The following is a 13461-nucleotide window of genomic DNA, read 5'->3' as shown; positions in this document are numbered from 1 at the left end:
GTCAGGACTCGGCTTCCTCGCCGGTTTTCAGGAGGAAGTGCCCATGCGTCGCAGCGATGGGCTTCGAGCGATCTTCCTGCCAGGCCTCCGCATGCACTGTGGCGACGCGGCGGCCCTGCTTGGTGATCTGCGCACGGGCATAGGTGTCGACGGGCTTGCCGGAGCGCAGATAGTCGATGGTGAGGCCGATGGGCTTCGGGATCGCCGCGCTTCCCGTTTCGTAGGCGAGCTGAATGATCGCCGTCATTTCAAGAAAAGCACCGATCACGCCGCCATGTAGCGCGGGCAGCAGGGGATTGCCGATGAGCTTCTCGTCGAACTTCATCACGGTGGTGATTTCATTGCCCTTCTGGTCGACGCTGATGCCGAGGAAGCGAGCATAGGGAATACCCTCGATGAAGGCGTTGAGATCGCGCGGCGTCTTTGTGTCCGTCATGGCTCAGCCTTCCTTCTTCTGCTTCGCCATGAAGGCTTTCGCGGCGGCGACGCCGGTCGGCACGGTGCGATTTGCGCCGATCATGAAGGTGCCGACGCAGGAGGCGATGGGGTCGTTTATGTCGGTGTGGTACGCAGTGCCGCGCACGAAAGCGATATTGCGCGTCGTCTTGTAGCAATGCGCATGGGTCGTCAGCGCGAGCCCGGGCGTTGCCGGCTTCATGTAATCGATACGCAGGTCGAGTGTCGCGATGGCCTTCGGCTCGTCCATTGCGAGCTGCACGGCCATGCCGCATGTATTGTCGAGCACGGTGGTGATCACGCCGCCATGGATCACGCCCGTCTCGGCATTGCCGATGAACCTCTCGTCGTAAGGTACGCGGAGCCAGGCCTGTGCGTGGGCGGCGTTGATGATTTCGACGCCGAGCGCGCGCATTTGCGGAACATGCTGAATAAGCATTTCCTTCAGCGCCATCATCGTCTCTGGCGTCATCCTGAATTCGGTAGTCATGTACGTCCCGGAACAACTCATGAATTGGGGGTGGGGCGAGTCTACCGTTCGCATCGCACATTTACGATGCTCAATCGCACTCGGCGAGGCTACGTTTCTGTTCGCTTGCCCTGCGCCGCTTGCGATCGAAGCGCCGATACGAGCCGCAAAAGGGGCTTTTCGCCTATTTGGTGTGCGTCTTTCCCTCGCGTATTCCGTCAAGTCATTGAATTGGCAGGAGTTTTCTTCGGCGCGACACTCGTTCAAATTGACCTTGCGGCGCTTTCGTCTAGATTAGGGTGAAATTGGAATCGGCGCGCTTTTGCGCCCATAGGAGACATGATGATCGCGTCCGCCTGTATGAGGGTACTGGTTCGCTCATGACCGACCTGAAGGAGAAGGCGCCGCAGGGCGGGCAGGACGGCGCGTTCATGCATTCCGTGAAACCCATCGGCAAGCGTGAGCAGACCAAGCTCAACAACCGCGAGTCCATACTGAACGCGGCGCGCGAGGTTTTTGCGGAGCTCGGTTATGGCGCGACCACGGTGCGGGACATCATCCGCAAGACCGGCCTCGCCTCCGGCACGTTCTACAACTACTACAAGAGCAAGGAAGAGGTCTTCGAGGCGCTGATGGATGACGGCATGCGCCGCATTCGCCCGCGCCTGAAGGCGGATCGCATTCGCTCGCGCAATTTCGAGGAATTCATCCGCAACGCCTTCCGAACTTATTTCGACTATCTCGCCTCCGACCGCATGACCTTCCAGATCATCAGGCGCAATCCCGCCTCGTTGCGCGTCCGCATGGATACGCCGGAGATGATCGCGGGCTTTGAGGAGATTCGCGAATATATCGAAGAGGATATTCGTGACGGCAATGTGCCACCGGTGGATTCTGAATATCTGATGGCTGCCGTGGTCGGCATCGCCATGGAGATCGGCGACCGGATGATCAAGCGGCCCGAACTCAATGCGACGGAAGCCGCCGATTTTGCGACGACGCTTGTCCTGCATGGATTTCATGCCCTGCCGATCAAGACTGACGCGCAACAGAAGTAGTCGAATGCACAAGGGGAGGGGCTGGTGAGCATCCAGAAGCTGATCGTGCGGACCTTGCTGAAGCTGCCCGATGGCGCGCTTGTCGCCATGGCCGGCGGTAAGCCGCTAGCGATCGATGGCCGCACGCTCGATGCGCGCGCGCAGTTTCTCGCGGTGCAGGGCGCCAAGGCGCCTTCGATCACGACGCTCGATCCCGTCACCGCCCGCGCCGCGACGGCGCAGGGCCTGAAGCTTCTCGACGGAACGAGGAGCCCGCAGGTCCTCGTCGAAGCCGTCACCGTGCCGGGGTCTGCCGGGCCGCTCGGCGCACGTCTCTATACGCCGCGCAACGCGGGTGGACCGCTTCCGGGCCTCGTCTTCTATCACTTCGGCGGCTGCGTCATCGGCGATCTTGATACCTGCGACACCTTCTGCTCGATGCTCGCCGATATTGGCGAATGCGTGGTTCTGTCGGTCGATTACCGGCTTGCCCCCGAACACAAGTTCCCCGCAGCGGTCGATGATGCGCTCGCGGCTTATCGCTATGCCCGGGACAATGCCGAGACGCTTGGCATGACGCGGCGCATCGCGGTCGGTGGCGACAGCGCGGGCGGTTATCTTTCCGCCGTCGTCGCACAGGAGATGAAGCGCACGGGAGAAGAAGAGCCGGCGTTGCAGCTTCTCATCTATCCGGTCACGGACATGGAGTGGCAGGGCGGCTCGTGGGAAAGTTGCGAGAACGTCTATCCGCTGACGCGCGAGATCATGGAGTGGTTCATCGGCCACTACCTGAACGATCCCGGCGAGGCAAAAAACATTCTGGCCTCGCCGCTCAAATCGGGCGACCTCGAAGATTTGTGCCCGGCCATCGTAATAACGGCTGGCTTCGATGTGCTGCGCGATCAGGGTATCGCCTATGCGCAGGCGCTGCGCGAGGCTGAGGTCAACACGACCTATCGCAGTTACGACAATCTCTGTCACGCCTTCACGGCAATGACGGGCGTGGTGCCTGCGGCGAAGCGCGCCTGCGAGGAGATCGCGCGCGACGTGCGGCGCATTCTCCACGCCTGATCGGGCATCAGTCGCGCAGGAACTCGATCAAGCTCGCATTTACGAGCGCGGGCTTCTCATGGTGCACCCAATGCGTCGCGCTCTCGACGAAGAGCGAGCGGCCATTCTCGCAAAGCGCGAGACTCGCCTCGCCCCCGCTCCTCTCGCCGAAACGATCCTCGACGCCCCAGATCAGGAGCAGCGGCGTCTTGATCCAGGGCAGCGCCTCCGGCATCCGCTTTTTCAGCAGCGCGCGATACCAGTTGACGGTCGCGGTGAGCGCGCCGGGTTGCGACCATGCCTTGCGGTATTCTGCAACGTCGCTCTCGTGAAACGTGCCGGGGCGGCTTGACCGCACGAGACCGTCTGCAAGGCCCCGAAAGTTACGCGCCTTCATGATGGCCTCGGGAAGCCAGGGCAGGCGGAACATCTGCACATACCAGCTCTTGCGCCTCTGCTGCTTGTCCTCGCGCATGGCCTTCAGCCAGAGGGCGGGGTGCGGAGCATTGATGACCACGATCCGTTCGAGCCGATCCGGTCTTGTCGTCGCAAGCCACCATGCGACGGAGGCACCCCAGTCGTGCCCGATGAGTTTCAGCCGGGAAATGCCGAAATGATCGGCGAGCGCGACGACATCGGCCGCCAGCTTGTCCAGGTCGTAGGCGGCAACGCCCTTCGGCTTGCCGCTTAGATTGTAGCCGCGCTGATCCGGGGCGATGACGCGAAAGCCCGCTGCGACCAGCGCAAGAATCTGGGCGCGCCACCCGGCCCAGAATTCGGGAAATCCGTGCAGCAGCATAACGGGCGGCGCATCCCGGGGCCCTGCTTCCGCGTAATGAATATCGACGTCGTTGACGCGCGCGCGTCCAAACCGAATATCGTCCATGAATGCTCCTCCCGGAGCGCAATGTTCCATCCTGTTGCGAGAGTCGCAATCTCCTCGTTCGGGCTTGCATTGGCGGCGAGGGCCATGCTAATTCCCGAGCATCCTTAGGGGAGTAGTCGCCCTCCATCACGAGAGGGGCGCGCATCAACAAACTTGATCTTCGGATCATGGTGCGCGCGGCAGGTGCGGAAGCCGCACCGCTTGGCGAGACCTTTGGCTTGAGGTGTGTCTCCCTGCCGGGCGACGCGCGTCTCAGGTCATTGGTCCAACACGCCCGGCTGGAAGCCCCCGATATGGAAGCCTTCTTTCTCTCGCTTTCCGCCGTCGCTATCGCCGAAGTCGGCGACAAGACGCAACTTCTCTCGATGGTCCTCGCGACACGCTTCAAAAGACCACTCCCGATCATCGCGGGCATCTTCGTTGCGACAATCTTCAACCATGCGCTCGCCGCCGAGGTTGGCATTCTTGTCGCGAACTGGCTGACGCCGCAGGTTCTTCAGTGGGTACTCGGCGTTTCTTTCGTCGCGGGCGGTGTCTGGATGCTTGTTCCCGACGAGGCGGGCGAGGTGCCGGGCGGCGCATCGCGCTTCGGCCCCTTTGTCACCACGGTAATCGCTTTCTTCCTCGCCGAAATGGGCGACAAGACGCAGCTTGCGACTATCGGCCTTGCGGCGCGGTTCCACGATCTCATCTCGGTCGCCGCCGGCACGACCATCGGCATGATGCTGGCGAATGTTCCCGTGGTCTTCCTTGGCAACGCTGCGGCAAAGGCGCTGCCGCTGGCGCTGGTACGTGGAATCGCTGCGGCGATCTTCTTCGCTCTGGGCCTCGTCACCATCCTAGAGGCGATGGGCATCGTTTGATTTGAGCCAAGCTCTGCACCTATGCTCGCCGCAAAGAAACTTGAATTCGGGGAGATGAAGATGCGCAGCATGCGTGTGCATGAGCTGTCGGAGGATATTTCCGTCCTCCGCATGGATGAGGTGACCTTGCCGCCGCCGGGCCCCGGCGAAGTGCGGCTTCGCCTCAAGGCCTGCTCGGTCAATTTCCCCGACATTCTGATGGTGCAGGGCAAGTATCAGTTCAAGCCCGAATTGCCCTTCGCTCCGGGCATGGAGGGGGCGGGCATCGTCGCCGAAGTGGGGCCGGGCGTGACATCGCTCAAGGTCGGAGATGAGGTGGTTGCGGGGCTGCGCATCGGCGGCTTCGCGGAAGAGGCGATCGCCTCGGCGGAAGCCTGCCGACCGATTCCAAGGGGCATGGATTTCGTTCATGCCGCCGCCTATCCGGCAGCCTATCTCACCGCCTATGTCGCTCTCGTCATTCGCGGGAACCTCCGAGCGGGCGAGACGCTTCTGGTGCATGGGAGTACGGGTGGCGTCGGCATGGCGGCTGTCGATATCGGCAAGCTTTGGGGTGCCACCGTCATCGCAACGTCGGCGTCGGATGAGAAGCTCAAGGTGGTGAAGGCGCGGGGGGCCGATCATGTCCTGAATGTGACAACGGGCTTCCGCGAAGAGGTGAAGGCGTTAACCGGGGGAAGGGGCGCCGATGTCGTTTACGATCCTGTGGGTGGCGATGTTTTCGACGAGAGCGTGCGCTGCATTGCCTGGAACGGGCGCCTGCTGGTCATCGGTTTCACCAGCGGCCGCATTCCGAACATTTCCGTCAACATGCCGCTTATCAAGGGCTTTTCCGTAATCGGCGTTCGCGCGGGCGAATATGGCCGCCGCGATCCGGAAGCAGGGCGCCGCAATATCGAGGCGGTGGACAGGCTTGCGGCGGAAGGCAAGATCGTTCCCTATGTCTGCGCGACCTTCCCGCTCGATCGTGCAGTCGATGCGATGCGCTTGCTGCAGGAACGGAAAGCTGTGGGAAAAGTCGTTATAACCATGGACTAGAGATCCATGGATCGGCAACTCGGAGGGGGCGGCAGGAGGAAAGATGACGCGCGTTCCAATGGCGGCTGCCATTCTTGTTGCTGGCCTGCTCCTCTTCGCCTGCTCGAAGCCGGCGGGGCTGGTCGTCAATGGCGACAAGGTGGGTCCGATCAGCGTCGAGACCGCGTTCAATGTCGCAGCCATTGCCAGGCTCTTCCCTCAATTCAAGGTGAGTGCCGGCATGTCGTCGGCGCTGGAGCCGGGGGCGCATGTCATCCGTGTCATCGACAATGGCAAAACCGTGCTCGAACTTTATCCGACCGGAGATGGCGCCCGCGTCGCAAGCGTGTTGATACTGGACGATATTGTGCAGGACGAAAACGGCGTCCATATCGGCTCGCGCTATCGCGATATATTTCCGCCGTCGAAGCCAACGGGCTGCATGGCGGGCGCGATGGAGAAGCGGGGGCGCATCTATTGTCCACAACCCAATTCAAATCGCATCATCTACGAGATGCAGGGTGTGCCGCCCGCGCCTGACGGTCAGGTGCCCCCGCCGGAAGTTCTGGCGGACTGGCATGTGACCGCCATGCTATGGGATGGCGACGACGCGTCCGTCAACTGATCCCGCAATTCATCCGTGCCCAAGGGGACATCATGTCATCGAAGCGTATCTTGTCATGTCTTGCCGTGATTGCCGCGACGGCGTTCTCCGCGACGACTGCGTTTGCGGTCCAGTCGCTCGACACCTATATCGTGCGCGATGCTGGCGTCGGTCCGCTCGACAACAAGGTGCCTTTCGATCAGGCCGCGCTGGAAAAGATTCTACCTGAGGGCGTGACTTTCCAGCCGCAGACGGTCGAACTCGAAGGTGCCGCGCCGTACACGGTTCTGCGCGTCTCGAGAGGCAAGAATCTTCTGCTTGAACTCGAATCCAATGGCGACCGCAAGAAGCCGCGCGTCACAGGCATTACCGTTTTCACACAGCGCATCGCCGATGCGCGCGGAGCACGCGTCAAGGCACGGCTGAGTTCGCTCTATCATTACGGCGAAAAGCCCGACTGTATTCCCGGCGCGGGGCGCTATACGGGCCGCATTTTTTGTACAGCGCCGAAGCTCGATCACGTCATCTATATCTTCGGCGGAAAAAAACCGGCAGAGGACGGTGTCCTGCCTCCGCCGACCGAGATTGCGAATTGGCGGTTGATCGCCATCATGTGGAGCGCGACCTGAGCGAGGGTCAGACGCTGCGCTGCGCCTTGTCCTTTTCGTTCGCGCTGCGGATCATGTCGCGCATATTGTCCCACTCTTCCTCGGAGAGCCTCGACAGGCGCGAGAAATTTCCACCGCCCGCCTGATAAGAACCGCCGTCGATGGCGATGCACTGGCCGGTGAGATATTCACATCCATCGGCCATGAGGAATGTGGCGAGGTTCTTCAGCTCGTCCATCTTGCCGACGCGGCCCATGGGAATACCCTCGCGCGATGTGTCGCCTTCGAGCGACTGACCTGGGCTCAGGCGTTCCCACGCGCCCTTTGTCGGGAAAGGTCCGGGCGCGATCGAGTTGAGGCGAATGCCGTACTGGCCCCATTCGGCGGCAAGCGATTGCGTCATGATGTTGATGCCTGCCTTGGACATGGCGGAAGGCACGGTGAAGGGGCCGCCGTTCCAAACCCATGTCGTGAGGATCGAGATGACGCTGCCCTTGTCGCCGCCTTCGATCCAGCGCTTGCCGCAGGCGTGAGTCACGTAGAAGGAGCCGTGGAACACGATGCCGGCGATAGCGTCGAACCCCTTGGGCGAAAGATCCTTTGTCGGACTGATGAAGTTGCCGGCGGCATTGTTGACAAGACCGGTGAGCGGGCCGCCATCGGCCCAGATCTCGCCGATCATCTCATCGACCGCGCCCGCGACGCGAATGTCGACGCCATGCGTCTTCACCGAACCGCCATGCTTGTCCATCAGTGCCTTGGCCGTCTCGGCGAGCACATGCTTGCGGCGGCCGCAGATATAAACTTCGGCGCCGAGCCGCAGGTAATCCTCGGCCATTTCCTTGCCGAGACCGGTGCCGCCGCCCGTCACCAGGATGCGCTTGCCCTTCAGCAATCCGTCGCGAAACATCGAAACCATGAGGTCCTCCCCTGTTTGTTTGCCGGGAGGATAGCAGGCGCGTCTGTCGCGCCCATCACTTTTGCACGAGGTCTGGAGCTTCAGGCGGCGGAGTAACGGCTGCCGCTACGTCACTTCTTTTCGATGAGATAGGTCCAGAGCCGCACGACAAGCCAGATCGGCACGACGACCACGGCGCCGAGCGCAAAATATTTTACCGACCAGTCGATGGCGTCGAATCCCATGTGCCAGATGCGGACCACCGTATCGAGAAAGTCGTACCAGAGGTCGATGGGCTTTATGCCGAAAAAGGCGAGGAGGACGCCGACGACGACGGACGCCGCCGCAAGCTTGATCAGGGTTGGCAGGATGGGGCCGCCAAAGAGCCGTTCCATGAATACACTCCTCTCGCCCGCAGGGGCACATTTCTAACTTACCCCATAAGACTGGGGAAGAAACAGGGTGAAACGAAGCGGGAGCAGCGGGTGGCTCCCGCTTCGTCGAGAGGGCGTCAGTTCTTCTGCGGCTCGGTGACAATGCCCGCAAATTGTGGATCGCCGAAATTGTGGACCGTCTGCGTCGGGAAGGGGATGGTGATGCCTTCCGCGTCAAAGCGTTCCTTCATGGCGCGTGTGAGGTCGAATTTGACGGGCCAGTAATCGTCATTGCTGGTCCAGACACGCAGCAACATGTCGACGGAACTCTCGTTGAGCGCGTTGACCGCAATGAGCGGCTCGGGCGTGGCGAGAACGCGCTTGTCCGCTCCGATGACCTGGCGCATGACCTCCATCGTCTTGGCAATATTGTCGTCATAGGAAATGCCGAAAACGAGATCGACGCGCCGCGTCGGGTGAAAGCTGTAATTCTTGACCGCCTGGCCCCAGACATTGCTGTTTGGAATGATGATCTGGACATTGTCGACGGTCGTGAGTTCCGTGGTGAACAGAGTGAGTTGCTTCACCGTGCCGGCGATGCCGCCAACCTCGACATAATTTCCTGCACGAAACGGACGGAAGAAGAGCAGCATCACGCCGGCTGCAACATTCGACAGCGTGCCCTGCAACGCAAGGCCGACGGCGAGGCCGGCGGCGCCGAGTAGCGCAATAAAGCTCGTCGTCTGCACGCCGAATTGTGCCAGCACAGCGAGAATGGTGAAGATCATCACCACGTAGGAGGCGATGCTGCCGAAGAAGCCCTGAAGCATCGCGTCGCCATTTGGGGCGCGGCCGAGCAGGAAGCTCACCCAGTGCCGTGCCTTGCCGGAGAGCCAATAGCCAAGGATGAGGATGACCACCGCGCCGACGAAGCTGAGGCCGCGGTCGATAAAGAGCGGCAGAATCGTATCAAGATTATGTTGAATGCTTGCAGGCAGCCATTCCATCATTCGGTTTCCGTCTTTCCCGTTTCTCTCTCCCGGCCGGAATGTAGCCTTGTTTGGTGGGATGAGGGAATGATGCCTGTGACGACACAGGCATGATAACGAGTAGGCATGCCGAAACCGACGAGCCGAAAAGCAGTGCCATCCACGGAGACGAACGGGCTGCCCGCTCGTTTCGGCGACTGGTTTTCTGCGCGCGGATGGAGCCCACGCGCGCACCAGCTTGCGCTTCTCGATCTAGCACGAGCGGGCAGGTCGGCGCTCCTCATCGCGCCGACCGGCGCGGGCAAGACGCTTGCCGGATTTCTGCCGAGTCTCGTCGAATTGAGCGAGCGCGCAGAGCGCAAGCCCGGCCTCCACACGCTCTATATCTCGCCGCTGAAGGCGCTGGCCGTCGACGTGAAGCGTAATCTCGAAACGCCGATAGCGGAGATCGGGCTCGATATTTCCGTTGAGACGCGCACAGGCGACACGCCGACCAATCGTCGCCAGCGCCAACGCCGCGAACCACCCGACATTCTGATGACGACGCCGGAACAATTGGCGCTGCTTCTCTCCTATCCCGATGCGGGCGCCTTCTTCGGCAACCTGTCCTGCGTGGTCCTTGATGAGCTTCATGCGCTGGCGAATTCGAAGCGCGGCGATCTTCTCGCTCTCGGTCTTGCACGTCTCGGCATCCTCGCGCCGAAACTCCGCCGCGTCGGTCTTTCCGCGACTGTGGCCGAGCCCGATGAGTTGCGCCGCTATCTGATGCCGCAACCGGTGGATGGCGAGGCATTGAGTGAGGTCGTGGTCGCGCCGCCGGGCGCGCGGCCCGAAATCGGCGTGCTCGTTCCCGAAGGACCGGAAACGAAGGATGATGGCGAGGCGCGCATTCCCTGGTCCGGCCATTCGGCGCGTCATGCCTTGCCGTTCGTCTATGACGCTATCAGGCGCAACAGGATGACGCTCGTTTTCGTCAATACGCGCAGCCAGGCGGAATTCGTGTTCCAGTCGCTCTGGCATCTGAATGAGGACAGCCTCGCCATCGCGCTTCACCACGGATCGCTCGCGGCGGAACAGCGCCGCAAGGTGGAGGCGGCCATGGCGGCGGGAACGCTCCGCGCTGTCGTCTGCACGTCGACGCTCGACCTCGGCATCGACTGGGGCGAAGTCGATCTCGTCATTTGCATAGGCGCGCCAAAGGGCGCCAGCCGCCTCGCGCAGCGCATCGGCCGCGCCAATCACCGTCTCGACGAGCCCTCGCGCGCCTTGCTTGTGCCCGCGAACCGTTTCGAGGTTCTCGAATGCGAGGCTGCCCGCGCGGCCGCCATCGAGGGCGCGCAGGACGCGCGGATCGGCCGTGACGGCGCCCTCGACGTGCTTGCGCAGCATGTGCTCGGCCGCGCCTGTTCCGAGCCCTTCGCGCCTGACGCGCTTTTCGATGAGGTTCGTGCCGCCGCGCCCTATCGCCATCTCGACCGGGTGACCTTCGATCGCGTCGTCGATTTCGTCGCGACCGGCGGCTATGCGCTGAAGAGCTATGACCGTTATGCGCGGCTGCGCGCCAATTCGCCCATGACAGGCGACATGCGGCTGCGGCCTTCATCTCCCAAGGTGGTGCAGCAGTATCGCATGAATGTCGGCACCATCGTCGAGGCGCCGATGATCCGCATCCGGCTGATCGGTAAGGGCAGGCGCCCGCGTGGAGGCATGGGCGGGCGGATGCTGGGTGAGATCGAGGAATATTTCATCGACCAGCTCGCGCCCGGCGACACATTCATTTTTGCGGGCCACATATTACGCTTCGAGGGACTCGCCGAAACGGAGGCGCTTGTCACTCATGCGGAGGGCGGCGAACCGATGATCCCGTCCTATTACGGCGGCAAGTTTCCTCTTTCGACCTATCTTGCGGAGCGCGTGCGCCGCATGCTCGCCCATCATGAGGAATGGACCTTTCTGCCCGCGCAGGTGAAGGAATGGCTGCGGCTTCAGGAGTGGCGGTCCGTCCTGCCGCGTGAGGGCGAGCTTCTGGTCGAATGTTTCCCGCGCGGTGATCGCTATTATCTCGTCTGCTATCCCTTCGAGGGGCGGCTCGCGCATCAGACGCTGGGCATGTTGTTGACGCGCCGCCTCGATCGCATGGGCGCGCGTCCACTGGGCTTCGTCGCGTCCGAATATTCGCTGGCGATCTGGGGCCTGCGCGACATGGGGCTGATGGCCGAGCGCGGCTCGTTGCCGCTTTCCGAGCTTTTCGGCGAGGACATGCTGGGCGACGATCTGGAAGCGTGGCTTGCCGAGTCGAACCTGTTGAAGCGCACGTTTCGCGATTGCGCGGTCATTGCGGGGCTCATCGAGCGGCGCTATCCGGGACAGGAAAAGACCGGACGGCAGGTAACCTTTTCCTCAGATCTCATCTACAACGTGCTCAGGGAGCATGAGCCCGATCACATATTGCTGCGCGCCACCTATGCCGATGCGGCGACGGGTCTTCTCGATGTGGCCCGCGTCGGTGATATGTTGAGGCGCATCAGGGGACACATCGTCCTGAAAAGGCTCGACCGCGTTTCGCCACTCGCTGTGCCAGTGCTGCTCGACATCGGCAAGGAACAGGTGCATGGCGAGGCGAATGAGGCGCTGCTCCACGAAGCGGCCGATGAATTGATCGAAGAGGCGACGCGGCTTGTCTGAGACAGTCGACATATCGGAGGAGAGGCTTCACGCGGCGCCGGCTCTGCGCGTCTGCGGCGCCGCGCTGGCCGTGCTGCCCGAAGGCGCGGTGTGGTGGGAAATGGAGCGCATGCTCGTCGTTGCCGATCTCCATCTTGAGAAGGGGTCCGCCTTTGCCGCCCGCGGTATCGCGCTGCCGCCCTATGATACGCGAGCGACGCTCCGCCGCCTCGATGCATTGATTGCGAAGCATCGGCCGTTGCGCCTCGTTGCGCTGGGCGACAGCTTTCACGATCAGGGCGCCGAAGCGCGGATGAGTGGCGAGGACGCAGCGATGCTTTCGGAACTCACGCGGCGGACGGAATGGGTCTGGATCGCGGGCAATCATGATCCGCGTCCCTCGCGCGCGTTCGGCGGTGCGGTTCTCGATGAGCTTCGCATCGGGCCGCTCACCTTTCGCCATGAGCCGCGCCCCGCGCCCGCAACGGGCGAGATTGCCGGGCATCTCCATCCCTGTGCGGCGGTGCGTGTGCGCGGACGGCGCCTTCGTCGGCGCTGCGTGGTATCGGACGGCACGCGGGCGATCCTGCCAGCCTTCGGTGCCTATGCAGGCGGGCTCAATGTGCTTGATGTCGCCTATGACAATCTTCTGCCCGGTCTCGATTTCCATGCCTGGATGATGGGGGCGAGGAGTGTCGTACCGGTCGCCGCGCGTCGGCTCGAAGGCGATTAGCCGAGCTTTGCCAGGAACGGGAAGAGGTTGATCAGCGTGATGGCGATCGTCTCGAAGGAGCCGAGCACCATCAGAAGGCCCGTGCCGGCGAGCAATACGCCCGCTGCAATTTCGATCGCCTGCATGTGGCTGCGGATGCGCTTTGCGAAGGCGAGGAAGCCACGGATCGCGAAGGCCGCCGCGAGGAAGGGAATGCCGAGCCCGAGCGAATAGGTGGCGAGCAGCGCCACGCCCGCCCGCAGGCTTTCCTGCGAGGCCGCGATGGCGAGGATCGTCGCGAGGATCGGCCCGATGCAGGGCGTCCAGCCGAAGGCGAAGGCGAGGCCCAGGACATAGGGGCTCAGGAACTGCATCCAGAGGCTTTGCGTCACGTCGCCGATGCGCTCGGGCTGGAAACGCGCCTCGCGATTCAGCAGCGCGATGCGGAAGATACCCATGTAGTGCAGGCCGAAGACGATGATGATGAGGCCCGCAACGCGGCCGAGTGTTTCCTTATGCGCGAGGATGTAGGGGTTGATCGCGGAGGCGCTGGCCCCGAGCGCCACGAAAATGGTGGTGAAGCCAAGGACGAAGCCGATCGCGCCGATCGCGACGCGCTGCGTGAGCTTTTCATGCCCCTGCGCCTCATCCTTCGTCAGCTCCTCGAATGAGGTTCCGGCGATGAAGCAGAGATAGGCCGGCACGAGGGGCAGCACGCAAGGCGAGAGAAAGCTCAGAAGGCCGCCCGCCGCCGCTGCCGCATAGGAAATATTGAGATCAGTCATTTTCCGTCCCGTTCAGTCGCGCGGCACTCTAGCGGCGCGGCCGCAACGA

Annotated in this window: 15 protein-coding genes and 1 riboswitch; of the genes, 8 read left to right on the top strand and 7 right to left on the bottom strand. The window is 62.3% G+C overall.

Features of this window, described 5'->3' with window-relative positions; genetic code table 11:
- Position 1: 1 nt before the first annotated feature.
- Together F2P47_RS17895 and F2P47_RS17890 are read right to left on the bottom strand one after the other, a co-directional pair.
- Positions 2-436 (bottom strand): PaaI family thioesterase, encoded by a 435-nt coding sequence (locus tag F2P47_RS17895; protein WP_185680968.1) that lies wholly within the window; start codon positions 434-436, stop codon positions 2-4.
- 3 nt (positions 437-439) lie between these two features.
- The gene (locus F2P47_RS17890; RefSeq protein WP_246176761.1) at positions 440-946 is read right to left on the bottom strand and encodes a PaaI family thioesterase; all 507 of its coding nucleotides are present in this window, start codon (positions 944-946) and stop codon (positions 440-442) included.
- 359 nt (positions 947-1305) lie between these two features.
- Between F2P47_RS17890 and F2P47_RS05780 the strand changes: the two genes are divergently transcribed.
- The gene (locus F2P47_RS05780) at positions 1306-1983 is read left to right on the top strand and encodes a TetR/AcrR family transcriptional regulator (RefSeq protein ID WP_246176759.1); all 678 of its coding nucleotides are present in this window, start codon (positions 1306-1308) and stop codon (positions 1981-1983) included.
- A gap of 24 nt (positions 1984-2007) precedes the next feature.
- A complete protein-coding gene (locus F2P47_RS05775) occupies positions 2008-3033 on the top strand; it encodes an alpha/beta hydrolase (RefSeq protein ID WP_246176758.1) in 1026 nt (341 codons plus the stop codon).
- A gap of 7 nt (positions 3034-3040) precedes the next feature.
- Here the strand turns inward: F2P47_RS05775 and F2P47_RS05770 are convergent, their stop codons facing one another.
- Positions 3041-3898, bottom strand: a complete 858-nt coding sequence (locus F2P47_RS05770; RefSeq protein ID WP_152215223.1) for an alpha/beta fold hydrolase — start codon at positions 3896-3898, stop codon at positions 3041-3043.
- A gap of 102 nt (positions 3899-4000) precedes the next feature.
- A riboswitch (yybP-ykoY riboswitch) is annotated at positions 4001-4136 on the top strand.
- Positions 4137-4191: 55 nt separating this feature from the next.
- On the opposite strand from F2P47_RS05770, the gene F2P47_RS05765 reads away from it, so the two are divergent.
- The 4 genes from F2P47_RS05765 to F2P47_RS05750 are packed head-to-tail and all read left to right on the top strand — an operon-like array spanning position 4192 to position 7011.
- Positions 4192-4761: a TMEM165/GDT1 family protein gene (locus F2P47_RS05765; protein WP_152215363.1), complete on the top strand. Its 570-nt coding sequence runs from the start codon at positions 4192-4194 to the stop codon at positions 4759-4761.
- A 60-nt stretch (positions 4762-4821) separates the two neighbouring features.
- Positions 4822-5799, top strand: a complete 978-nt coding sequence (locus F2P47_RS05760; protein WP_152215222.1) for an NADPH:quinone oxidoreductase family protein — start codon at positions 4822-4824, stop codon at positions 5797-5799.
- Between the two features lie 43 nt (positions 5800-5842).
- Positions 5843-6403, top strand: a complete 561-nt coding sequence (locus tag F2P47_RS05755) for a DUF1131 family protein (RefSeq protein ID WP_152215221.1) — start codon at positions 5843-5845, stop codon at positions 6401-6403.
- 32 nt (positions 6404-6435) lie between these two features.
- Positions 6436-7011: a DUF1131 family protein gene (locus tag F2P47_RS05750; RefSeq protein ID WP_185680967.1), complete on the top strand. Its 576-nt coding sequence runs from the start codon at positions 6436-6438 to the stop codon at positions 7009-7011.
- Between the two features lie 7 nt (positions 7012-7018).
- On the opposite strand, the gene F2P47_RS05745 is transcribed toward F2P47_RS05750, so the two are convergent.
- The 3 genes from F2P47_RS05745 to F2P47_RS05735 form a co-directional block, all read right to left on the bottom strand.
- Positions 7019-7900, bottom strand: coding sequence for an SDR family oxidoreductase (locus F2P47_RS05745; protein ID WP_152215361.1), 882 nt, complete (start codon positions 7898-7900; stop codon positions 7019-7021).
- A gap of 119 nt (positions 7901-8019) precedes the next feature.
- Positions 8020-8283, bottom strand: coding sequence for a DUF6460 domain-containing protein (locus tag F2P47_RS05740; RefSeq protein ID WP_152215219.1), 264 nt, complete (start codon positions 8281-8283; stop codon positions 8020-8022).
- 116 nt (positions 8284-8399) lie between these two features.
- Positions 8400-9272, bottom strand: coding sequence for a mechanosensitive ion channel family protein (locus tag F2P47_RS05735; RefSeq protein WP_152215218.1), 873 nt, complete (start codon positions 9270-9272; stop codon positions 8400-8402).
- Between the two features lie 105 nt (positions 9273-9377).
- Between F2P47_RS05735 and F2P47_RS05730 the strand changes: the two genes are divergently transcribed.
- Together F2P47_RS05730 and pdeM are read left to right on the top strand one after the other, a co-directional pair.
- Positions 9378-11936: a ligase-associated DNA damage response DEXH box helicase gene (locus F2P47_RS05730; RefSeq protein WP_152215217.1), complete on the top strand. Its 2559-nt coding sequence runs from the start codon at positions 9378-9380 to the stop codon at positions 11934-11936.
- Positions 11929-12648, top strand: a complete 720-nt coding sequence (gene pdeM / locus F2P47_RS05725; RefSeq protein ID WP_246176756.1) for a ligase-associated DNA damage response endonuclease PdeM — start codon at positions 11929-11931, stop codon at positions 12646-12648. The genes F2P47_RS05730 and pdeM overlap by 8 nt, the downstream gene beginning before the upstream one ends.
- On the opposite strand, the gene F2P47_RS05720 is transcribed toward pdeM, so the two are convergent.
- Positions 12645-13412, bottom strand: a complete 768-nt coding sequence (locus F2P47_RS05720) for a cytochrome c biogenesis CcdA family protein (protein WP_152215216.1) — start codon at positions 13410-13412, stop codon at positions 12645-12647. The genes pdeM and F2P47_RS05720 overlap by 4 nt on opposite strands.
- Positions 13413-13461 lie beyond the last annotated feature (49 nt).

It is taken from the genome of Parvibaculum sedimenti (genome assembly GCF_009184905.1).
Classification (GTDB): Bacteria; Pseudomonadota; Alphaproteobacteria; order Parvibaculales; family Parvibaculaceae; genus Parvibaculum; species Parvibaculum sedimenti.
The sequence above is the reverse complement of the archived record's forward strand: the minus strand, read 5'-3'. Positions and strand labels throughout refer to the sequence as shown.